Origin of the sequence: Nocardia brasiliensis (assembly GCF_011801125.1) — a bacterium.
Lineage (GTDB): Bacteria > Actinomycetota > Actinomycetes > Mycobacteriales > Mycobacteriaceae > Nocardia > Nocardia brasiliensis_C.
On the sequence record NZ_CP046171.1, the window covers coordinates 7,378,002 to 7,396,976 of the forward strand.

Annotated in this window: 21 protein-coding genes; 11 read left to right on the top strand and 10 right to left on the bottom strand. The window is 67.3% G+C overall.

Annotation, left to right across the window (positions count from 1 at the left end; genetic code table 11):
• The first annotated feature begins 45 nt into the window (after nucleotides 1–45).
• Together F5X71_RS33750 and F5X71_RS33755 are read left to right on the top strand one after the other, a co-directional pair.
• Nucleotides 46–318: a type II toxin-antitoxin system Phd/YefM family antitoxin gene (locus tag F5X71_RS33750; RefSeq protein WP_167465613.1), complete on the top strand. Its 273-nt coding sequence runs from the start codon at nucleotides 46–48 to the stop codon at nucleotides 316–318.
• On the top strand, nucleotides 315–518 hold the full coding sequence (locus F5X71_RS33755) for a Txe/YoeB family addiction module toxin (protein WP_167465614.1): 204 nt from the start codon (nucleotides 315–317) through the stop codon (nucleotides 516–518). The genes F5X71_RS33750 and F5X71_RS33755 overlap by 4 nt, the downstream gene beginning before the upstream one ends.
• Before the next feature lie 72 nt (nucleotides 519–590).
• On the opposite strand, the gene F5X71_RS33760 is transcribed toward F5X71_RS33755, so the two are convergent.
• The 5 genes from F5X71_RS33760 to F5X71_RS33780 form a co-directional block, all read right to left on the bottom strand.
• Nucleotides 591–1,886, bottom strand: a complete 1,296-nt coding sequence (locus tag F5X71_RS33760) for a phosphatase PAP2 family protein (protein ID WP_167465615.1) — start codon at nucleotides 1,884–1,886, stop codon at nucleotides 591–593.
• A gap of 130 nt (nucleotides 1,887–2,016) precedes the next feature.
• The gene (locus F5X71_RS33765; protein ID WP_167465616.1) at nucleotides 2,017–3,162 is read right to left on the bottom strand and encodes a glutamate--cysteine ligase; all 1,146 of its coding nucleotides are present in this window, start codon (nucleotides 3,160–3,162) and stop codon (nucleotides 2,017–2,019) included.
• A 13-nt stretch (nucleotides 3,163–3,175) separates the two neighbouring features.
• On the bottom strand, nucleotides 3,176–3,862 hold the full coding sequence (sodC, locus tag F5X71_RS33770) for a superoxide dismutase[Cu-Zn] (RefSeq protein ID WP_167465617.1): 687 nt from the start codon (nucleotides 3,860–3,862) through the stop codon (nucleotides 3,176–3,178).
• Nucleotides 3,863–3,992: 130 nt separating this feature from the next.
• On the bottom strand, nucleotides 3,993–4,577 hold the full coding sequence (locus F5X71_RS33775; protein ID WP_167465618.1) for a LytR C-terminal domain-containing protein: 585 nt from the start codon (nucleotides 4,575–4,577) through the stop codon (nucleotides 3,993–3,995).
• Nucleotides 4,578–4,596: 19 nt separating this feature from the next.
• Nucleotides 4,597–4,941: a DUF3263 domain-containing protein gene (locus F5X71_RS33780; RefSeq protein WP_014988735.1), complete on the bottom strand. Its 345-nt coding sequence runs from the start codon at nucleotides 4,939–4,941 to the stop codon at nucleotides 4,597–4,599.
• 187 nt (nucleotides 4,942–5,128) lie between these two features.
• Between F5X71_RS33780 and F5X71_RS33785 the strand changes: the two genes are divergently transcribed.
• From F5X71_RS33785 to F5X71_RS33795, 3 genes are read left to right on the top strand one after another with little or no spacing between them, the layout of a single operon-like run.
• On the top strand, nucleotides 5,129–5,719 hold the full coding sequence (locus tag F5X71_RS33785; protein ID WP_167465619.1) for a peptide deformylase: 591 nt from the start codon (nucleotides 5,129–5,131) through the stop codon (nucleotides 5,717–5,719).
• Entirely contained in the window at nucleotides 5,709–6,713 is a 1,005-nt protein-coding gene (locus F5X71_RS33790; protein ID WP_167465620.1) for an N-acetylglutamate synthase, CG3035 family, read from the top strand. Before F5X71_RS33785 ends, F5X71_RS33790 begins: the two co-directional genes overlap by 11 nt.
• A gap of 60 nt (nucleotides 6,714–6,773) precedes the next feature.
• Nucleotides 6,774–7,589, top strand: a complete 816-nt coding sequence (locus F5X71_RS33795; protein WP_167465621.1) for an exodeoxyribonuclease III — start codon at nucleotides 6,774–6,776, stop codon at nucleotides 7,587–7,589.
• 13 nt (nucleotides 7,590–7,602) lie between these two features.
• Here the strand turns inward: F5X71_RS33795 and F5X71_RS33800 are convergent, their stop codons facing one another.
• Complete coding sequence (locus tag F5X71_RS33800) at nucleotides 7,603–8,010, bottom strand: type II toxin-antitoxin system VapC family toxin (protein WP_167465622.1); 408 nt, start codon at nucleotides 8,008–8,010, stop codon at nucleotides 7,603–7,605.
• Complete coding sequence (locus tag F5X71_RS33805; RefSeq protein WP_167465623.1) at nucleotides 8,003–8,251, bottom strand: type II toxin-antitoxin system Phd/YefM family antitoxin; 249 nt, start codon at nucleotides 8,249–8,251, stop codon at nucleotides 8,003–8,005. Before F5X71_RS33805 ends, F5X71_RS33800 begins: the two co-directional genes overlap by 8 nt.
• Nucleotides 8,252–8,349: 98 nt before the next feature.
• Here F5X71_RS33805 and F5X71_RS33810 point away from each other — a divergent pair, with 98 nt between their 5' ends.
• Nucleotides 8,350–8,772 carry a hypothetical protein gene (locus F5X71_RS33810; RefSeq protein ID WP_167465624.1) on the top strand — a complete coding sequence of 141 codons (423 nt, stop codon included), beginning with the start codon at nucleotides 8,350–8,352 and terminating at the stop codon, nucleotides 8,770–8,772.
• 154 nt (nucleotides 8,773–8,926) lie between these two features.
• Nucleotides 8,927–10,345, top strand: coding sequence for an Abi family protein (locus F5X71_RS33815; RefSeq protein WP_167465625.1), 1,419 nt, complete (start codon nucleotides 8,927–8,929; stop codon nucleotides 10,343–10,345).
• Nucleotides 10,346–10,353: 8 nt separating this feature from the next.
• Here the strand turns inward: F5X71_RS33815 and F5X71_RS33820 are convergent, their stop codons facing one another.
• Nucleotides 10,354–11,316, bottom strand: a complete 963-nt coding sequence (locus tag F5X71_RS33820) for an oxygenase MpaB family protein (RefSeq protein ID WP_167465626.1) — start codon at nucleotides 11,314–11,316, stop codon at nucleotides 10,354–10,356.
• A gap of 92 nt (nucleotides 11,317–11,408) precedes the next feature.
• Nucleotides 11,409–13,331, bottom strand: a complete 1,923-nt coding sequence (locus tag F5X71_RS33825; RefSeq protein ID WP_167465627.1) for an acyl-CoA dehydrogenase family protein — start codon at nucleotides 13,329–13,331, stop codon at nucleotides 11,409–11,411.
• Between the two features lie 150 nt (nucleotides 13,332–13,481).
• Between F5X71_RS33825 and F5X71_RS33830 the strand changes: the two genes are divergently transcribed.
• From F5X71_RS33830 to fahA, 3 genes are all read left to right on the top strand, one after another.
• A complete protein-coding gene (locus F5X71_RS33830) occupies nucleotides 13,482–14,111 on the top strand; it encodes a TetR/AcrR family transcriptional regulator (RefSeq protein WP_167465628.1) in 630 nt (209 codons plus the stop codon).
• A 181-nt stretch (nucleotides 14,112–14,292) separates the two neighbouring features.
• Nucleotides 14,293–15,489, top strand: coding sequence for a homogentisate 1,2-dioxygenase (locus tag F5X71_RS33835; RefSeq protein WP_167465629.1), 1,197 nt, complete (start codon nucleotides 14,293–14,295; stop codon nucleotides 15,487–15,489).
• Nucleotides 15,486–16,661 carry a fumarylacetoacetase gene (fahA, locus tag F5X71_RS33840; RefSeq protein ID WP_167465630.1) on the top strand — a complete coding sequence of 392 codons (1,176 nt, stop codon included), beginning with the start codon at nucleotides 15,486–15,488 and terminating at the stop codon, nucleotides 16,659–16,661. The genes F5X71_RS33835 and fahA overlap by 4 nt, the downstream gene beginning before the upstream one ends.
• A gap of 123 nt (nucleotides 16,662–16,784) precedes the next feature.
• Here the strand turns inward: fahA and F5X71_RS33845 are convergent, their stop codons facing one another.
• Nucleotides 16,785–17,474 carry a TetR/AcrR family transcriptional regulator gene (locus tag F5X71_RS33845; RefSeq protein WP_167465631.1) on the bottom strand — a complete coding sequence of 230 codons (690 nt, stop codon included), beginning with the start codon at nucleotides 17,472–17,474 and terminating at the stop codon, nucleotides 16,785–16,787.
• Nucleotides 17,475–17,625: 151 nt separating this feature from the next.
• Between F5X71_RS33845 and F5X71_RS33850 the strand changes: the two genes are divergently transcribed.
• Nucleotides 17,626–18,975: a lipase family protein gene (locus tag F5X71_RS33850; RefSeq protein WP_167465632.1), complete on the top strand. Its 1,350-nt coding sequence runs from the start codon at nucleotides 17,626–17,628 to the stop codon at nucleotides 18,973–18,975.

Sequence of the window (18,975 nt, forward strand, 5' to 3'; positions counted from 1 at the left end):
CAGGATCACGTACAGCTGAGGGTGACCGCCGCGAGAGGAATTCGGATGCGTCCGATATCCATCACCGAAGCACGCGCCAACCTAGCAGCGGTCCTCGATTCCGCCACCGAGGATCTAGAGGAAGTCGTCATCACCCGGGCCGGGCACGAACCGGCGGTCGTCATTTCGCTTCGTGAGTACGAGTCACTGAAGGAGACCGCCTACCTCCTGGGCAACCCCGCGAACGCTCGCCACCTGGAGCGCTCGATCGCTCAACTACGGGCCGGAGAGGCCGCACCGCACGATCTCATCGAGGTCGACGATGAGGATACGGCGTGAAGATCCTCTTCACCCCTGACGCATGGGCCGACTATCTGTGGTGGCAGGCCCACGACCGCGCGACCTTCAAGCGAGTGAACAAGCTGATCGACGACATCACGCCTAACGGTTACGAAGGAATCGGCAAGCCAGAAGCCTTGCGCCAGAATCTCGCCGGTTTCTGGTCTAGGCGCATCACCAGCGAGCATCGCATCGTGTAGGTCATCGAAGACGACACGGCGAAGATCGTCGCCTGCCGTCATCGCTACGAGTAGCCCTGCGGTGGGCGGTCTTCAGTGGGAGACCGGTTGGAGGGGGGTGGAGGCGGGGCGGCGGGTGGCGAACCAGGTGGCGTGGAAGGCGACGGCCAGGCCTGCCAGCAGGGCGAGCACGATGGTGCCTGCGAGGACCGGGTATTCGGCCATCGGGACGGGCAGGTAGCGGTAGGAAAGCAGGAGGGTGGCCAGGACGGCGAGGCCGCCCCCGACCAGCCGGATCCGGAACCAGCCCCAGCCGCGTTCGGGATCACGCAGCGCCGACTCGACGGTCAGGCACAGCACCGCGCCCGCCACCAGGTCGACACCGTAGTGGTAGCCGAAGCCGAGAGTCGCGGTGAGCGTGGCCAGCAGCCAGAACGTGCCGCCCCAGCGCAGCCACGCCGGCGCTGGCCCGCCGTCGGTGTCGCGACGGGTGTGCAGGAAGACCGACAGCGCCCACGCGGTGTGCATGGACGGCATGCAGTTGCGCGGGGTCACCGTATCGAAGTCCATCGGCATCGGATTGCGGTCCAGCGGCGGCACCACGCTCGGCCAGAAGTTGCCCAGCTGCAGGCCGTGCCCGTCTGGCCCGAACGCGAACATCGGGCCCACCACGGGGAAGATCACATAGATGACCGGGCCGACCAGCCCGAGCACCAGAAACGTGCGCACCAGATAGTGGCTCGGCCAGCGCCCACTCGGGACCACCCGGCGCAGCTGCCACACCGCGACCACGATCGCCGCCACCGGCAACTCGATGTAGACCCAGTGCAGCACCGCGTAGACGGCGGGACCGAGCACGTCCAGCACGCGGCCGAGCACCCAGGACGGATCGCCGAGCGCGCGATCGGCCAGCAGCACGTACTCGTCGAACACCGCCGGCCTGCTCAGCACGGTGATGTGCAACCACACATCGCCGACCTTGGTGGCCAGGATCAGCAGCGCGCCCAGCGCCGCCGCGTGCAGCGCGTTGCGCCGGTCGGCACCGTCCCAGCGCAGCCAGGCGACCACCGTCAGCGCGGTGAGCGCGAGCACCGGCCCGTTGCCGATCGCGAACTGCTCACCCGCGAGCAGCCGAACGCTCGCCCACACCACGTCGATGCCGATCGCCGCGCCGAGCACGACCAACCGCCGCCGCCAGGAAAGCCCGACCAACGCGAGAATCAATCCGGCCCACGGCACCGACATCGATTTGGGGGTGCCGACGTAGTCGTGCCACAGGCTGCCGAGCGGACCCTCGAAGTCCTGCCACACCGCCACGAACTGCAGCGCGATCAACAGCACCGGCACCGCGGCGACGGCCACCGCGACCCGGACCCGAGGCGACGGCACGCGCGATCGCGCGGCCGTACTTCCTATTTTGGGATCCGGGTCTTCGACAAGCACGTCGACCATAGTAAACGCGGGATGAACGCCATCTCATTCGCCGTTTGAACGCCAGGCAACCGGTACCAACCGGAATTTACTGGTCCAGCTCCTTGACCAGCGCGTCCACCACCGCGATCAGATCGCCCTGCGCGGCCGCGGCGACCTTGCGTTGGCGCTGATAGGACGCGCCCCGCTCGGGGATCTCCGCGACGAGCGCGAGCTCGTCGGCGCAGCCGAGCCGCTTCGCCGTCGGCTCCAGCCGGTTCAGCAGCGCGGTGACATCGTCGGTGACCAATCGCTCATTGCTCCGGTCGTCCACGATGACGATCGCGTCCAACCCGTAGCGGGCCGCGCGCCACTTGTTCTCCTGCACATGCCACGGCGGTAGCGAGGGCAGCGTCTCGCCCTCCTCGAGCCTGCGGTCCAGGTCCACGATCAGGCAGTGGATCAGCGCCGCCATCGCGGCCAGCTCGGCCCTGGTCGAGACCCCGTCGCACACCCGGACCTCGATGGTGCCCCATTTCGGCGCGGGCCTGATGTCCCAGTGCATGCCGCCGAGCTGCTCGAACACTCCGGTCTTGAACTGGTCGTGCACGAAATGCTCGAACTGGCGCCAGTTCTCGAACTGGAACGGCAGCCCCGCGGTGGGCAGCTGCTGGAACATCAGCGTCCGGTTGCTGGCGTAGCCGGTGTCCGAGCCCGCCCACATCGGCGAGGACGCGGACAGCGCGAGCAGGTGCGGATAGTGCAGCAGCAGCGAGTTCAGGATCGGAAAGACCTTGTCCCGGTGCGAGACTCCGACGTGCACGTGCACGCCCCAGATCATCATCTGGCGGCCCCACCACTGGGTGCGCTCGATCAACTCGTCGTAGTGCTCCGACCGGGTCAGCTGCTGGGCCGACCACTGCGCGAACGGATGCGTTCCGGCACAGAACAAGTCGACGCCGAGCGCGTCGGCGGCCCGGCGCACCGTGTCCATGGTGCCGCGCAGATCCTCGACCGCGGCACCGACGGTGTCGTGCACCCCGGTGACGAGCTCGACGGTATTGCGCAACAACTCCTTGGTGATCTGCGGGGTACCGTCGTACGCCCGCAGATCGCCCACCGAATCGAACACCGCCGCAGCGGTATTCGACAGATCCCTGCTCACCTTGTCGACGAGCGCGATCTCCCACTCGATGCCTATCGTGGGCCGGGGCGAACCATGGAAGGGAACGTGTTCTCTGCCTGCCCCGGCCATATCGGCTCCTGCGCTACTGGATTACACCGCAGGCGACGCGGCCGCCCGCGTCGCCTGTCGCTAGCGTCGTGTCGTCCGGACCGGCCACGCCGTCGGGCCGGACGTAACGGTTGGGGATGTTGCCGAAGTTGTCGGCATCGGCGTGGATCATCAACGCCTTGTTCTTCAGGTCGTCCAGGGTCACCGAGTCGGTGGTGGTGACCAGCTTGGCCGTGCCGTCGGAGCGGACCTCGAGCGAGGTCAGGTCACCGCTGGCCGGGTGCGTGTTCGCGCTGCCGACCTGCAGATGTCCACCCGCGGAGAGGAAGTCGCCGGACGGGCCGCCGGTCGGGGCGACCGAGTTGGGCTCGCACTTGCCGATCTGGTGCACGTGCAGGCCATGGAAACCGGGGCGCAGACCGTGCGCCTCGACGGTGACCTGCAGGTGGTTGCCGTCCTTGACGAAGTTCGCCGTGCCGACCGAGGCGCCGGAGGCGTCCTTCAGGTCGACCTTCACGCCCGTGTTGGCCGCGGCGGTACCGGTTTCCTTGCCGGATTCGCCCGCGGGCGGGGCCGCGGCACCGCTCCACACCGGCGGGGTGGTTCCCTTGACGTCACTCGACTCCTGGCTGTTCGTGCAGCCTGCGAGGCCCAGCACGGCGACCGCGAGCACCGGGGTCACAGTCCGCCAAGACGGGCGACGAGTTGTGGACGGGGCCATCGGGGAACTCCTTTACGAGTACCGAAAGTTTACGAGTAAAGCTGGGTGGACACGTTCGTTACCGGACAAGATGATGCCACGCCCGTCGTGTCGCACCGCGACAGGCCCGGATAGCGGCAGGTCGCAGGGATCAGTTACCCGTAACGATGACCGTGACACCCGGTGACGACTCGCCCAAACCGCTCGACTTCGGTACCGCGGTGACGCCGAGTTCGTCGGCGATGGCCAGCGCGGCGTCCTTGTCGGCCGGTGAATTGCCGTAGTACACGGTCGTTTTCGGGACATTCACACCGGGATAGTTGCCCGTTTCCACCACCGACCAGCCCTGCGCGGTGAGCTGGCCCGCGGTCTTGGCGGCCAGGCCGACGATCATGCTGTTGTTCAGCACCCGCACCGGTACCGCCTTGGCCGCCGCCGAATCGGTGGTGGTCGGTACCGTGGTCGTCGGCGCGGCGGTGGTGGTCGGCGCGGCGGGCGTGCTGCTCGCGGCCTCGGACGACGGGGCGGGCGTGGTCTTGGCGACCGTGGTGCCCGCGGGCATCTGCGGGGCCGCGGTCGCGGTACTGGACTCCGACGGACCGCTGCTGGAGCTGTCGGCATCCGATTTCGACAGCGACATCGCGCCGAGTCCACCGAACACGATGGCCAGTGCGATCAACACCATCGCCAACGCACGCAATGGCGGCCCACCGGAGGTGGGATTCGGGTAGCTCACCTACTCGAGCCTAGTCCGGTCATACCTGGAAACCGAGCCGTCGCGCGGCCCTGGCTTTCTGCCTGCTCGCCCGCAGCCTGCGCAGCCGCTTGACCAGCATCGGGTCGACGGCGAGTGCCTCGGGCCGGTCGACCACCGCGTTGAGCACCTGGTAATACCTGGTCGGCGACATGCCGAACAGCTCTTTGATCGCTTCTTCCTTGGCCCCGGCGTACTTCCACCACTGGCGCTCGAACGCCAGGATGTCGTGTTCGCGACGGCTCAAACCGTCGCTGTCGCCGGTCGATTCCGCTGCCGTGACATCGTCGCTCGCGGAAGGGTCGCCCTGGATCGCGGAAAGATTGCGTGCCGCTGCGCCGTCCATCTTGCTCCCTCGCCGAGTTACCACCTGACGAAAAATGGTGCTTGTACGTCGCGGATCATTCAACCACGAGACACCGGGATCACCAGGTCTACGGCGCGGCGTGTTCGCTACCTGCGAGTAGGCGCGTCACGACGCGATCACCGCCCCCGGCCACCGGCGAGCAGGCGGCGCGGCAATAATTGGCACCATGGCTATCCTCCCGATCGTGATCGTCGGCGACCCGGTTCTGCACAACCCGACCGAGCAGGTCACCCAGTCACCGGAGGAGCTGGCCGAGCTGATCGCGGACATGTACGAGACCCTCGACGCCGCGCACGGCGTCGGGCTCGCGGCCAACCAGGTCGGTGTCCCGCTGCGGCTGTTCGTCTACGACTGCCCCGACGTCCGTGCCGACGGCACCGCCGCCCGCAGGCGCGGCGCGGTGATCAACCCCGTGTTGCAGACCTCGGAGATCCCCGAGACCATGCCCGACCCGGACGACGACGAAGAGGGCTGCCTCTCGGTGCCCGGCGAGCAGTACCCGACCGGCCGCGCCGCCTGGGCCAAGGTCACCGGCACCGACGAACACGGCAAGCCGGTCGAGATCGAGGGCGAGGGCTTCTTCGCGCGCATGCTGCAGCACGAGGTCGGCCACCTCGACGGCTTCCTGTACGTCGACGTGCTGATCGGACGCAACGCGCGCGCGGCGAAGAAGGCGATCAAGCGCAACGGTTGGGGCACACCGGGTCTCAGCTGGATCCCCGGCACGGTTCCGGATCCGTTCGGCCATGACGCCTGACGGCGGCGCACTCCCGGACATTCCACTCGGCCGTCGCGTCGTCCTGCGCTATCGGTTGCCCGCCGGTTATCCACAACCGCTCACCGATGTGATCGGCGAGCTGGTCTCGCTGGATCCGCCGACCGTGCGCGGCGCCGACGGAGCGCTCGTCGCGGTCACACCGGACCGGGTGGTCGCGCTGAAAGCGCTGGGTCCGAGGCCGATTCGCACCAAGGAGATCCGGGCGCTGGAGGCCGCGGCGGCCGACGGCTGGCCCGGGGTGGAACACGGGTGGATCGACGGGTGGCTGGTGCGCGCGGGCAACGGGTTCACCGGCCGCGCCAATTCCGCTGTGCCGCTCGGCAGTTCCGCCGAACCCGCGGGACTCACCGCGGCCACCCTGCACCGGATCGCCGCGTGGTACGCCGAGCGCGGACTGCCGCTGCTGCTCGCGCTGCCGGATCGGCTCGCGCCCATCCCGCCGGGCTGGAACAGCTGGCGCGAGACCGTCGTGATGGCCATCGACATCGAGAATTTCGTGCTGCCCCAGGGGCCTTCGATGGTGCGGGTGGCGCCCGCACCCGACGAGGCCTGGCAGGAGCTGAACCGGCACGACGGCGAACCGCCCACCCCGCAACGGCTTTCGACGCCGCCGCCGGACCTCGGCGTGCTGACCGCGGTGCGCGACGGAGAGCTCGGGTTCGCCTCGCTCGGCGTACCCAACCCCATCGCGATCGGCCGCGGCGCGCTCACCACCGCGCCGGACGGGCGCGCCTGGATCGGGCTCACCTGCGTGGCGGTGGCCGCCGAGCATCGCAGGAAGGGGCTCGGTTCGCTGGTGTGCGCCGAGTTGATCCGCTGGGGGCACGGCCGTGGCGCGACGCACGCCTACCTTCAGGTGGAGGCGGGCAACAGCGCCGCCATCGCGCTGTACCGCGAGCTCGGCTTCCTCGAGCATCACACGTATCGTTACGCCGCGCCGACCGCGCTCGCCGGTTCGCCGGGGCTGCGGTAGAACGGAATCAGACCCGAGCACACCGCGCCCGCACCCGGGCTCGCCAGCGGAAAGGCATTCGTGCGCCTCGCCACGTGGAACGTCAATTCGATTCGCTCCCGGCTCGACCGGGTCGCGGAGTTCCTGGACCGCCAAGACATCGACGTCCTGGCCATCCAGGAGACGAAATGCCGCGACGACCAGTTCCCCTTCGAACGGTTCGACGAACTCGGCTACGAGGTCGCCCATCTGGGCGTCAACCAGTGGAACGGGGTCGCGATCGTATCGCGGGTCGGGCTCACCGACGTCGAGCCCGCGTTCCCGGACCAGCCGGGTTTCGACAAGGAGGCGGGCGAGTCGCTGATCAGCGCCCCGGTCGTCGAGTCGCGAGCGCTCGGCGCGACCTGCGGCGGTGTACGGGTGTGGAGCCTGTACGTGCCCAACGGCCGCGCCCTGCAGGACCCGCACTACACCTACAAGCTGGAATGGCTTGCCGCGCTGCGGGCCAACGGCGCGCGCTGGCTCGCCGAGGACCCCGGGGCCAAGATCGCGCTGGTCGGTGACTGGAACATCGCCCCCACCGACGACGACGTCTGGTCACCGGAGTTCTTCGAGAACAAGACCCACACCTCCCAGCCCGAACGCGACGCCTTCCAGGCCTTCCTCGACACCGGCTTCGCCGACGTCATGCGCCCCTTCGCCCCCGGCCCCGGCGTCTACACCTACTGGGACTACACCCAACTCCGCTTCCCCCGCAAAGAGGGCATGCGCATCGATTTCATCCTCGCCTCCCCCGCCCTCGCCGCCACCGCAACCGACGCGGTCGTCGACCGCGAAGAACGAAAAGGCAAGGGCGCCAGCGACCACGCCCCGGTAATAGCCGAATTCACCGCCTGAACACCGGATATCGCTACACGGCAACGAGGTTGAGGAACGGTTCGAGCCCTTTGAAGTCATCCGGGTTTCGCGTATACAACGCGAGCCCGTTCGCAACGGCAGTGGCCGCGATCAACAGGTCGGCCATCCGTTTTCGAGGCTTGCGGCCCATCGCCTCGACCAGCAGTGCAAGCGACGCGTAGGCGCGAGCGGCGTCGGCGTCAAGCGGTAGCGGAGCCATGGCCGATTCCACCCAACGCAGCCGGAACTGGCGACGCGCTTGCTCGACGGGATCCTTGGTCGCGTGAACGCCGGCTCCCAGTTCAGCGAGAGTGATCACGCTGATCGCCGCTTCGCCCGACAGCTTCGCGCCGACCGTTTCGAAGTCGATGACCACGGATGTGTCCAGCAGGATTCGCTGAGCACCGCCGGGTTCAGTCATCGAGCGGATCCTGGTCGATCACGGCATCCAAATCCGCACGGAACTGGTCGTAGTCGACCGGCGGCAGATGCGCGGCCGTCCGGACCAGCTCAGCGACAGGCACGAACGTACGACGCCCCACCGGCCGGAGTTCACCGACAGGCTTGCCGTTACGACTGATGGTGTAAATCTCCCCCGCCTCGACGGCGTCGAGGATCTTGCCACTGTCATTGCGCAGATCCCGCTGACTGATCGTCTTCATGCATCAATTGTAGCGATCGGCTACACCCGTGTACAGAACGCTACGCCCGCCGTGCTGCCCCTCCTCAGCCGACGGAGGCGCGGTTGCGGAGGCCGTCCATGGAGAACGTGATAGCTGTGGACGATGCCGTCTACGCGGCGCTCGTAGCGGCAAGAGTCGGCTTCGAGAGCCCCAACGACGTGCTCCGGCGACTACTTCTGCCCGAAGCCGCCTCGGCAGCCACATTCAAAGATGTCAAAGATGAAGTAGCGGGGAGGGCGGCACGCAGTGGTCAACTGGCAACACTGCTCGACCGAGGTTTGATCGAGATCGGTGACACGCTTCGTCACACCCGTGTCCGCAAAGGCCAGGTATTCTCCGCTGAAGTCCTCGAAGGAGGGCTGATCCGAACCGAGAAGGGCGTCTACAGCTCGCCGTCTCCCGCACTCAAAGCACTTGTCGGGTCAGAGATCAACGGCTGGCACCACTGGATTCACACCTCGTCGGAGAAGACGCTCGCCCAACTGAGGGACTCGCTCTGACCCTGCGGCACCACTGAAGACTTCAAAGATAAAAAGAACCGACCGCCCCTCCCTGGAGCGGGAGCGGACGATCGGCCATGTCCATAAACCATATCAAAGGTACCTCGATGAGCAACCCGCAACGTGCGTGTCCTCGATCTCGCCGAGGACGCCGATGACTACCTACAACAAGCCGTTCAAGACGCAGATACAGCAGTTGGATCTGCTGCGCGAGCGCGGTATGCAGATCACCGATGAAGCCGTCGCCTTGCAGGCCCTGCGAAACATCGGCTACTACCGATTGAGCGGATACTGGTACATCTACCGCGACTGGGCGCAGTTTGTGAGCGCCCAGGGTGAGCTACCCGAGGTCGTGGTAGGTGACCACTTCAGGCCGGGTACGACCTTCGATCGGGTCTTGCGGCTCTACGAGTTCGACCGGCGTCTTCGACTGCATGTTCTGGATGCCATCGACCGCATCGAGGTGGCGTTGCGGGTCCGCCTCGGCTACACCCTCGGCGCGGGTCACGCCTTCGCTCACCTCGATCGCGCCGCCCTCGACGAGGCGTTCACTCACTACGATGATCAGAACCCCATTGCGAGCCAGTCACTTTGGTTGTCCAGCGAGCACGCGAAATGGCTGACCGGTGTGCGACGGGACGAAGACAAAGCCAAACACGATTTCGTCAAGCACTTCAAGGCCAAGTATGGCCTGCCGCTGCCGGTCTGGGTGGTCACGGAGCTGCTGACATTCGGCAGCTCGGCTACTTTGTTGCGGGGCTTGAAGCAATCGCAGCGGAACATGATCGCAGCCGGCTTCGGAATCTACGACGAGCACTGCGACGGTGACGGCGCGACACTGACCAAATGGATCGACAATCTTGTCTACCTTCGCAACACGTGTGCCCACCACGCACGCCTGTGGAATCACAACGTTGTCGAGCAACTCGGTCGACTCGAAGGAACCCCGGATCTCGCTCATGCACAGGGCACACACCAGCGTTCGCGGATTTACGCGTCGCTGGCCGTTCTCGCCTACCTCACCAGCCAACTCGACCCGCAGTCGACATGGCGTACCGAGACAGCGGCGATGATCAGAACAGGACTCACCGACGTCGGTGAGTCCTACGATCGGATCGGTTGTCCGCCGAGGTGGGACCAGGAGCCGATCTGGACCGCCGACTACCAGGTGCCCGCTGATCCGCTCCCCGCCGAACACCGTGAAATTCTGCGGCATTTCGAGTGCATCGGGACGGCCGACGTCGGCGTGATAGTCGACAGGAGCCAGAACGCCAAACGTCGCGCCAGCGCGGTGCGGTATCACCGCGCACGCGGTGAGCTGCTCGGTCTGCTGGTCGGAAACACATTCCGGTTCCCCACATTTCAGTTCGACGTCGCAGGTGGGTGCATAGCACCGCTCGTCGCACAGGCGAATGTCGCACTAGGCGCAAAGGAAGACCCCTGGCGCGCTGCGGCCTGGTGGAGTACACCCACAACGGACGCAGACAACTGCGCGCCGATGAATCTACTGCTCGAGGGCAAGCTCACGAGGCAGATCATCAACACAGCACTTATCGCCAGAGACGTCCGGTGAAGTCCCGGTCAGCCTGCGGTGGTGTGGGCGCGGTTGATGTGGCCGTAGCGGGCTCGGGCCTGTTCGGGGGTGACGGTGGTGGGGGTGGTTGGGGTGCCCGCGGCGAGGTGTTCGGCGTAGAGGCGGGAGGTCATGGGGCCCAGGAAGTTTCCGAGCACGGCCTGTTTGGCCCTCTCGTTGCTCAGGGCCTTGATGGCGGCGCGCACGGGGAGGCGGTAGCCCCAGTCGACGACCGAGGGGTGGTCGAAACCGCCGGTGGTGCGCATCCAGCGGGGCAGGGTGGCGATCGCGGCGGGGGCGACCAGGCGGCTGCCCGCCCAGAGCTTGAAGCCGCGGTCGCGCGGGGTGTGCAGCAGGTAGTGCATGCCCTCGTGGGCGCGCTCGGAGGTGCACAGTCGCGGGCGCACCGCGGCGAAGTACTCGCGCACCTCGGCGCGTGAGCGTGGCACGTCGGAGAGCTTGCACGTCTGCAGTTCGGCCGCGATCACGCATTCGGCCCAGTAGCGCTGCTCCTCGGCGGGCGTGAGCGGGCCAGGACCGTACACCTCGTAGCACTTGAGCACCGAATGCCAGCCGGTGACATGGATCCACAGCTGCGATTCGGGATTGTTTGCGCTGTACCGCTTTCCGGTGATCGGCTCGATGCCGGTGGCCTGCGCGTGCACCTGCATCAGGTGCTCGGAGGCCTCGATCGCCATGCGGCTGTCGGCGACGGCCGCGATCAGGAAGTAGGCGAAGGTGTGGTCGAGCCGACCGCGCGGGTCGGTGTAGATGCCCTTGACGTCGGCGACCGCGGCGGTGAGCGCGGGATCGAAATGCTCGAGCACGACCGAGCGCTGGAAACCGATCACGGCGGTGGCGTTGGTCCACACCTTCCAGGTCGGCGAGTCGGGTCCGAAGAAGCCGTAGTCGACCTCGCGGATGGTCCGCGCCGGTGCGTCGAAGTGCGGGCGGGTAGCGGGCATGCTCATCGTCTGCTCCTTTGCACGACGGTCAGCTCGGTCGTAACCGAAGCATTCATTCACCACTGTAGCATTTACAGTTACTGCAGGTAAGGCGTACTTTATGGGTTCATTTCGTAGGTCCCCGACAGCGACCTGGCCTGCGCGAACACCCGCTCGAAGCGGGCGCGATCGGCGACAGGACGCCGGATCAGATCCAAAGCGCGGGTCTGTTGCGCCTTGGTAGCCGATGGCTTGGTGTGCAGGGTCAGCGCGTGCTTGGCGAACTCGCGCACGAAGTTGTCGAAGATCTGGTCGAGCACGTCCGCGTCGGTGCCCTCGATCGCCGCCTGCTCCAGGATCAGCTGCGCGTAGGGCAGCGTGGTGAACAGCTCACCGATCGCGAACAGGAAGTCCACATCGCGCTGCTGCGCCGCGGTCGGCTCCGCCGCGGCGAGCAGGGCCTGGAAGGCCAGCGCCTGCTCCAGGAATACCGCGACATTCGGGATATGGGCGAACTTTTCGAAGACCGGCCGCCAGTCCGCGAACCGGATCCGGCCGAGACCACTACTCGGCCCCTGCCGGAACAGGAACGCGTCGTCGGCCCCGTCGCGCCGGGTGGGCACGGGAGCGTAAGCGGCACCGGCGAATTCGGCGCGCAACCGCGGCACCGCGGCTCCCGCCCGCGGCGCCACCTTACGGCTGGACCAGCTCAACGCGCCGGAGACCGCACGCACCGCGCCCCGCGGCGCGGCACCCGCGCCGGGCAGCAGGCGCAGCGCGGCCAGGCCCGCGTCGGCCGGATGGAACATGTAGTTGGCCATGAACTTCAGCGACAGCGCCATGTTCACGTGCACCGTGCCCTCCAGCCGCGGCAGGCCGAAGAGCCCGAGCATCGCCATCGGGAAGTACATGTCCTTCTCGAAGCCGCGTGCCGCGATCACGTCCGCGAGGTCCTCGATGATCCGCTGCCCCTGCCGGGTCACCGTCATCTTCTCGATCGCGTTGAACAGCAGGTAGCGCCGGTCCTGCGGAGAGGCCGAGCGCAGATAGTCGATGGCCCGTTCGCTGTAGAGCTTCATCGCGATCAGGCGCGCGTACGAGTCGGTCATCAGCGCCTGCACCTGCGGGAACTCGGTCACCCTGTGCCCGAACAGGATTCGGTTCTCGGCGTGGGTGATGGCCTCGTAGTAGGCGTGCTCGCACGCGCCGACGGCACCGAAGCCGAGGTTGAACTTGCCGACGTTCACGGTGTTCATCGCCGCATGGAAGGCCGCCTCACCGCGGTGCAGGATGTCGTCCTCGGCGACCGGGTAGTTCTCGAGATCGAACGCCGCCACGTACATCTGGCCGTCCACCACATTGCCGCGCAAGTGGTAGTTCTCGTGCTTACTGTCGGCGAGGAAGAAGAGGTAGCCCTCATAGTCGGCGTCGGTGGGCTTGGCCTGCAACGCTTTCGAGCTGTCGATGATCGGCTTGTCCGAGCGCCGCCCGAACACCGAGACCAGCGCGGCCTGGTTGCCGTTGCCGATGTAGTGCTTGGCGCCGGTGGCCAGGAACCCGCCCGCGGGCTGGGGCTGCACGATCATGTCGGTGGAGTAGACGTCGGCACCGTGCTCCTTCTCGGAGAGGCCGAACGCGAAGATCTCACCGGAATCCAGCAGCGCGGCGGCGCGCCGCTTGGCCTTCGCGTTGTCGCTCTGCCAGATCGGGCCGAGCCCGAGGATGGTGACCTGCCACACGTACCAGTACTGCATGGAGTAGAAGCCGAGGATCTTGCTCATCATCGCGATGCGCCCGGTGTCCCAACGCTTGTCCGGGTCGCCGCCCGCCTCGGCCGCCGGCGTGAGCAAGGTCGCGAAGATGCCCTCGCGCTTCACGAAGTCGAGGAACTCGCTGTACCAGACCCGGTCCCGGTCCTCCTGCTTGAGCACCGCCTTGCCGCGGCCTTCGAACCAGTCGACGGTCGCGCGCAGCAGTCGCCTGGTCGTCGGGTCGAACTCGGCGAACTCGCAGGTCTTCGGGTTGAACAGGGTCGCGGTCATCGGGCACTCCTAGGGCGTGGCGTCAGCGGCTGGGGCGATCCCGCCTACTTCATTCGCGACTGTAGCATTTTTATTCGCCTATGTAGGAAAGCCGGGCTCGAGCGCGGTACCAGCGATAATCCGGGTTCGGCCGCTGCTATCTTGGTCCGCATGGGTAGCGATTCGGCGGTGCGGCAGCCACGCCAGCGGGCGCCGCACCTCGGTCCGCAACGCCGCAGGCCCCAGGTCCTCGACACCGCGCTGGCGATCGCCGTGCAAGACGGCATCGCCGCGGTCACCATGGCCGCCATCGCCGACCGGATGGGCGTGACCCGCCCGGTGGTCTACGCCTGCTTCGCCGATCGCGTCGAGCTGATCGAGGCGCTCATCCAGCGCGAGGAGAGCTACCTGATCGACGGCGTGCTCGAGATCCTGCCGCCGCGCGACGTGGACGCCGGTGAGACCGTCTTCATCGAAGGCTTCCGCGCCCTGCTGGAGAAGACCGCGGCCCGACCGGACGCGTGGCGGCTGCTCTACGGCAATCCCGATCCCGCCGTTGCGGATTCGTTCGGCCGCGGGCGCGCGCTCGCGGTCGAGCGCTGCACCACGTTGCTGCGCCCGACGCTGCGCGCCTGGGGCACCGCGGACGCCGAACGCAAGCTGCCGGTCCTGGTCGAGCAGTGGGTCTCCGCTGGCGAGGGCGCGGTCCGCACCCTGCTCGCCGACCAGGGCGAATGGACGCCGCAGGAACTCGGCGCGTTCGTCGGCGCCGCGGTGTATCGCGCGCTGCGGCACGCGTAACGCGCTGCCTGACAAATAGCCAGCTAGGCGCGCAACAGCTAGTCGAAATGCCCGCTGATTGTCGAATGTTCCGACAGAATTCGCGCTGTCGGGGCTGAATTCCGCCACGGCGCCCGAGTCGGCGTCATTACGATGGTGACCAAATCAGAACCAGGCCACAAGCCAGGCAGGAGGTGCGGTCATGGCGTTCTATCGACAGGTAGGGGCAGTGCCGCCGAAGCGGCATACCCAACATCGAGACGAGCAGGGACGGCTCTATTACGAGGAGCTGATGGGCGAGGAGGGCTTCTCCGGCGACTCGTCCCTGCTGTACCACCGCGGGCTGCCGCCCGCGATCGTCGACTCGACCGTGTGGGAACTGCCCGATCAGTCGACCACGCCCAATCACCCACTGCGCCACCGGCATCTGCGGCTGCCGGAGTTGTTTCCCGGCGACGTCGCGGCGAGCACCGACGTGGTCACCGGCCGTCGGCTGATTCTCGGCAACGCCGACGTGCGCATCTCCTACGTCGTCGCCAAGGGCGGTTCACCCCTGTACCGCAACGCGATCGGCGACGAGCTGGTCTACGTGGAATCCGGCTCCGCCGTGGTGGAGACGGTCTTCGGCGCCATCTTCGCCCGCCAGGGCGATCAGGTGCTCATTCCGCGCGCCACCACCCACCGCTGGCTGCCCTCCGGGCCTGAGCCGTTGCGCGCCTACGTGATCGAGGCGTCCAGCCACATCACCCCGCCCAAGCGCTACCTGTCGAAATTCGGCCAGCTGCTCGAGCACGCGCCCTACTGCGAACGCGACCTGCACGGCCCGGCCGAAACGCTCACCGCCACCGGCAAAGACGTCGAGGTGCTGGTGAAGCATCGGGCAGGCGGGAAGGTCGTCGGCACCCGCATGGTCTACGCCGAGCATCCGTTCGACGTGGTCGGCTGGGACGGCTGTCTGTACCCGATCACCTTCAACATCAGCGATTTCGAGCCGATCACCGGGCGCGTGCACCAGCCGCCGCCTGCGCATCAGGCATTCGAGGGGATCAACTTCGTGGTGTGCAACTTCGTGCCGCGCAAGGTCGACTATCACCCGCTGTCGATCCCGGTGCCCTACTACCACTCCAACGTGGACTCCGACGAGATCATGTTCTACTGCGGCGGAAACTACGAGGCGCGCAAGGGATCAGGGATCGCCCAAGGTTCGGTCTCGGTGCACCCCGGCGGGTACGCGCACGGCCCGCAGCCCGGCGCCTACGAGCGCAGCATCGGGCTCGAATACTTCGACGAATTGGCCGTCATGGTCGACACCTTCCGTCCGCTCGAGCTCGGGGAGGGCGCGCTCGCCTGCGAAGACCCGGCTTACGCGTGGACCTGGTCGGGACGGGGGCCGCAGTGAGGACTCGACTCGAAGTGCCCGCCGATTCGCTGTTCGGCGTGGACAACCTGCCCTACGGTGTTTTCGCCCCGGCGGGCCAGAACTATCGGGTGGGCACCAGGATCGGCGATTCGGTTGTCGATCTCGCTGCCACACTGGGTGATCCGGAGTTCGCCGGGCCGAGCCTGGCCGCGCTGATGGCGCAGGGACCGCAGCGCTGGCGCGAGGTGCGCGAGCGGGTTCGCGCGCTCGTCGAGACCGAGATCGACAGCGCCGCGGTGTATCCGCTGTCGCAGGTGCGACTCGGCCTGCCGGTCCCGATCGGCGACTACGTCGACTTCTACGCCAGCATCGACCACGCGACCAACCTCGGCAGGCTCTTTCGCCCCGACAGCGAACCGCTGCTGCCGAACTGGCGGCACCTTCCGGTCGGCTATCACGGTCGCGCGGGCACCGTGGTGGTGTCCGGCACCGAGGTGGTCCGGCCCTGCGGTCAGCGCAGAACCGATTCCGGCACACCGGATTTCGGGCCGTCCCGGCGACTGGACATCGAAGCCGAACTCGGCTTCCTGGTCGGCGTCGGCTCCGAGCTCGGCGCGCCGGTGGAGACCGGGGAGTTCGCCGAGCGGGTGTTCGGTGTCGCGCTGGTCAACGACTGGTCCGCCCGCGATATCCAGGCCTGGGAGTATCAGCCGCTCGGCCCCTTCCTCGGCAAGTCGTTCGCGACCTCGCTCTCGCCGTGGGTCACGCCCCTCGCGGCGCTGGCGGCCGCCCGGGTGCCGACGCCGGAACAGACCCCGCAACCGCTGCCCTACCTGCAGGACAAGGAACCGTGGGGCCTCGACATCGACCTGACCGTGGCGTGGAACGGGCAGGCCGTCACGCATCCGCCCTTCTCCCGGATGTACTGGTCGCCCGCGCAGATGCTGGCACATCTCACCGCGAACGGCGCGGCCACCCGCACCGGCGACCTGTACGCCTCCGGCACCATCTCCGGCCCGGAGCCGGATCAGCGTGGATCGTTCATCGAACTGTCCTGGGGCGGTATGGAACCCGTGCTGGTGAACGGTCAGCAGCGCACCTTCCTTGAGGACGGCGACGAGGTGACCATCACCGCCAGCGCACCGGGCCCGCAGGGCGGGCGCATCGGGCTCGGCGAGGTGAGCGGGCGCATCCTGCCCGCCCGCCGGTGACCGTGTCCCCGCGTCGCATGCCGACCGGCCGACCGGCCGGGGCGCCGCGATCCGGCGGCAAGTAGACCGAAACATCATGAGCCGGGCCGATTCCCCTCGGCCCGGCTCGTGTGCTGTCGGTACCTATTCCGCCGCGACGGCGCCGCGCCCGGCGTGCATCACCCGCAGGAACTCGGTGAGATCCGCGACCAGGGTTTCGACACCGTCCGGGGCCTCGCCGTCGTCGTGATGATGCAGCCAATCCGCGACCAGCTCGAACATGCCGCCGATCGCGGCCAGCGCCAAGGCCAGCCGACCACGCTGGACCGCCGCGTCGCGCGCGGGCTCGCCCGCCCATTCCCGGTCGAGGAACGCCGCCGCCCAGCGCCGATTGCTGCGCCGCATCTTCTCGACCGTCGGTGAGATCCCACCCGCCTCACCGAAGGTCACCTTCGCCAACCGCGGGTCGTCGGCGATCGCGTGCACGAACGCCGCGACCACGGCCGCCGCGCGCTCGGACCAGTCGCGCCCGGCCACCGCGGCCGCACCGGCGATCGCCCGTTGCTGGATCTGCGCGGTGAGCTGTTCGAGCAGGGCGAGGTAGCACGCTTCCTTGCTGTCGAAGTGGTCGTAGAACCCCTTGGTTCCGACGTAGGCGCGCTGGCAGATCTGCTCGATCGATGTTCCCGAATAGCTTTGCTCGGCAAACAGTTCGGTGGCCGCGTCGAGCAGCTGGCTGCGCCGTTGGGCACTGCGCTGCTCGGCGTCGAGTCCACGGATCCGGCGGCGCGCCGGACTCTGGGCAGGCCGCGCGGCGGATTTGCTGCGGGTCATACCACGACGATAGCCCGGCGCAGTTTAGAAAGAGCTCTTGTTGATAACACGTTCCCATGCTGTAATCGCTGTCACGCTGATGAGGAAGGACACTCACGTGTCAGTGATCAAAGGGGATCGGACCGGTCGACCGCGCACCGGAGGGCGGGCGATGGCGGTACTGGTGACCATGGCGATCGCCGTGAGCACCGTGCTGCTGGCCGGCGGCATCAGACCCGCGCCCGCCGCGGCGATGCCACTCCCACACGAGGATTCGTTCTATCAACCACCCGAGGGTTTCGAAGCCGAGGAGCCGGGCACGATCCTGCGTTCGCGCGAGGTCCGCCTGGCCGTGATGACCGTGCTGCCGCTGAACGTCCGTTCCTGGCAGTTGCTCTACCGCACCACCGATCTCGACGAGCGGCCCACGGTCGCGGTCACCACGGTGATCCTGCCCGCGGGGGCGGACCCGAACCGGCACCGGCCGCTGGTCTCGCTCCAGTTCTACTACGACAGCGCGAGCATCGACTGCTCGCCTTCCTATGTGCTGCAACAGGGTTCGGGGCTGTCGGGCATCGAGGGCGTGCACTCGCAGAGCGAGCTGATCGCCATCGCCGCCCTGGTCAGTCAGGGCTGGGCGATCTCGATCCCCGACTACGAGGGCCTCGACGGGCATCTGGCCGTGGCCAAGGAACCCGGCTACATGACCCTCGACGGCGTGCGTGCGGCCCAGCGTTTCGAGCCGCTCGGCCTCGACGGCGCGAATACGCCTGTCGCACTGTGGGGTTACTCGGGCGGCGGGATGGGCTCGGGGTGGGCGGCCCAGATGCAGCCCACCTACGCGCCCGAGCTGAACATGAAGGGCGTCGCGCTCGGCGCGCCGACCTCGGATGTGGTGTCGCTGTTGCACGTCAACGGCTCGATGTTCTCCAGCCTGATCGGCATCGGTATCTCCTCGCTGCGCAAGGCCTACCCCAGGTTCAAGGAGGCGGCCGACCGGTATTTGACGCCCGAGGGCAAAGCCTTGATGGATCGCACTGAGCGGCAATGCCTTCCGCGTAACGCGCTCACCCAGATGTTCGTCGACTACGGCAAACTGCTGACCGTCTCGATCCCGGAGTTCCTCGCGGTCCCCGAGATCAAGGAGGTCTTCGACGCGACCGTGCTCGGCCGCGACATCCCGACCGCGCCGATCTTCCTGTACCAGGGCGTGTTCGACGAGGCGGTGCCGGTGTGGACCAATGACCGACTGAGCCAGCAGTGGTGTGCGGGCGGCGCTTCGGTGATCTACAAGCGCGACCATCTCAGCGAGCACCTCACGTTGCCCTCGCTCGGCATGGCCGACACGCTCAACTGGCTGAAGGGACGGCTCGCGCCGAACGCGCCGGACCAGTTCGGCTGCCGCACCGACAACGTCGTGTCCATGCTGGCCGATTTCAACGCCCTGCTGACCCAGATCGAGATCAACCTGAACGCCACCTTCGGCGCGCTGGGATTCCCGATCGGCCCGCGCGAACGCTGA

What these genes read in the sequence shown, in the direction of transcription:
- F5X71_RS33750 (WP_167465613.1), top strand. Translation starts at nt 46, where the DNA reads ATGCGTCCGATATCCATCACCGAAGCACGCGCCAACCTAGCAGCGGTC.
- F5X71_RS33765 (WP_167465616.1), bottom strand. Translation starts at nt 3,162, where the DNA reads ATGGCCGGGGCAGGCAGAGAACACGTTCCCTTCCATGGTTCGCCCCGG.
- sodC (WP_167465617.1), bottom strand. Translation starts at nt 3,862, where the DNA reads ATGGCCCCGTCCACAACTCGTCGCCCGTCTTGGCGGACTGTGACCCCG.
- F5X71_RS33780 (WP_014988735.1), bottom strand. Translation starts at nt 4,941, where the DNA reads ATGGACGGCGCAGCGGCACGCAATCTTTCCGCGATCCAGGGCGACCCT.
- F5X71_RS33785 (WP_167465619.1), top strand. Translation starts at nt 5,129, where the DNA reads ATGGCTATCCTCCCGATCGTGATCGTCGGCGACCCGGTTCTGCACAAC.
- F5X71_RS33790 (WP_167465620.1), top strand. Translation starts at nt 5,709, where the DNA reads ATGACGCCTGACGGCGGCGCACTCCCGGACATTCCACTCGGCCGTCGC.
- F5X71_RS33800 (WP_167465622.1), bottom strand. Translation starts at nt 8,010, where the DNA reads ATGACTGAACCCGGCGGTGCTCAGCGAATCCTGCTGGACACATCCGTG.
- F5X71_RS33805 (WP_167465623.1), bottom strand. Translation starts at nt 8,251, where the DNA reads ATGAAGACGATCAGTCAGCGGGATCTGCGCAATGACAGTGGCAAGATC.
- F5X71_RS33810 (WP_167465624.1), top strand. Translation starts at nt 8,350, where the DNA reads ATGGAGAACGTGATAGCTGTGGACGATGCCGTCTACGCGGCGCTCGTA.
- F5X71_RS33815 (WP_167465625.1), top strand. Translation starts at nt 8,927, where the DNA reads ATGACTACCTACAACAAGCCGTTCAAGACGCAGATACAGCAGTTGGAT.
- F5X71_RS33820 (WP_167465626.1), bottom strand. Translation starts at nt 11,316, where the DNA reads ATGAGCATGCCCGCTACCCGCCCGCACTTCGACGCACCGGCGCGGACC.
- F5X71_RS33825 (WP_167465627.1), bottom strand. Translation starts at nt 13,331, where the DNA reads ATGACCGCGACCCTGTTCAACCCGAAGACCTGCGAGTTCGCCGAGTTC.
- F5X71_RS33830 (WP_167465628.1), top strand. Translation starts at nt 13,482, where the DNA reads ATGGGTAGCGATTCGGCGGTGCGGCAGCCACGCCAGCGGGCGCCGCAC.
- F5X71_RS33835 (WP_167465629.1), top strand. Translation starts at nt 14,293, where the DNA reads ATGGCGTTCTATCGACAGGTAGGGGCAGTGCCGCCGAAGCGGCATACC.
- F5X71_RS33845 (WP_167465631.1), bottom strand. Translation starts at nt 17,474, where the DNA reads ATGACCCGCAGCAAATCCGCCGCGCGGCCTGCCCAGAGTCCGGCGCGC.
- F5X71_RS33850 (WP_167465632.1), top strand. Translation starts at nt 17,626, where the DNA reads ATGGCGGTACTGGTGACCATGGCGATCGCCGTGAGCACCGTGCTGCTG.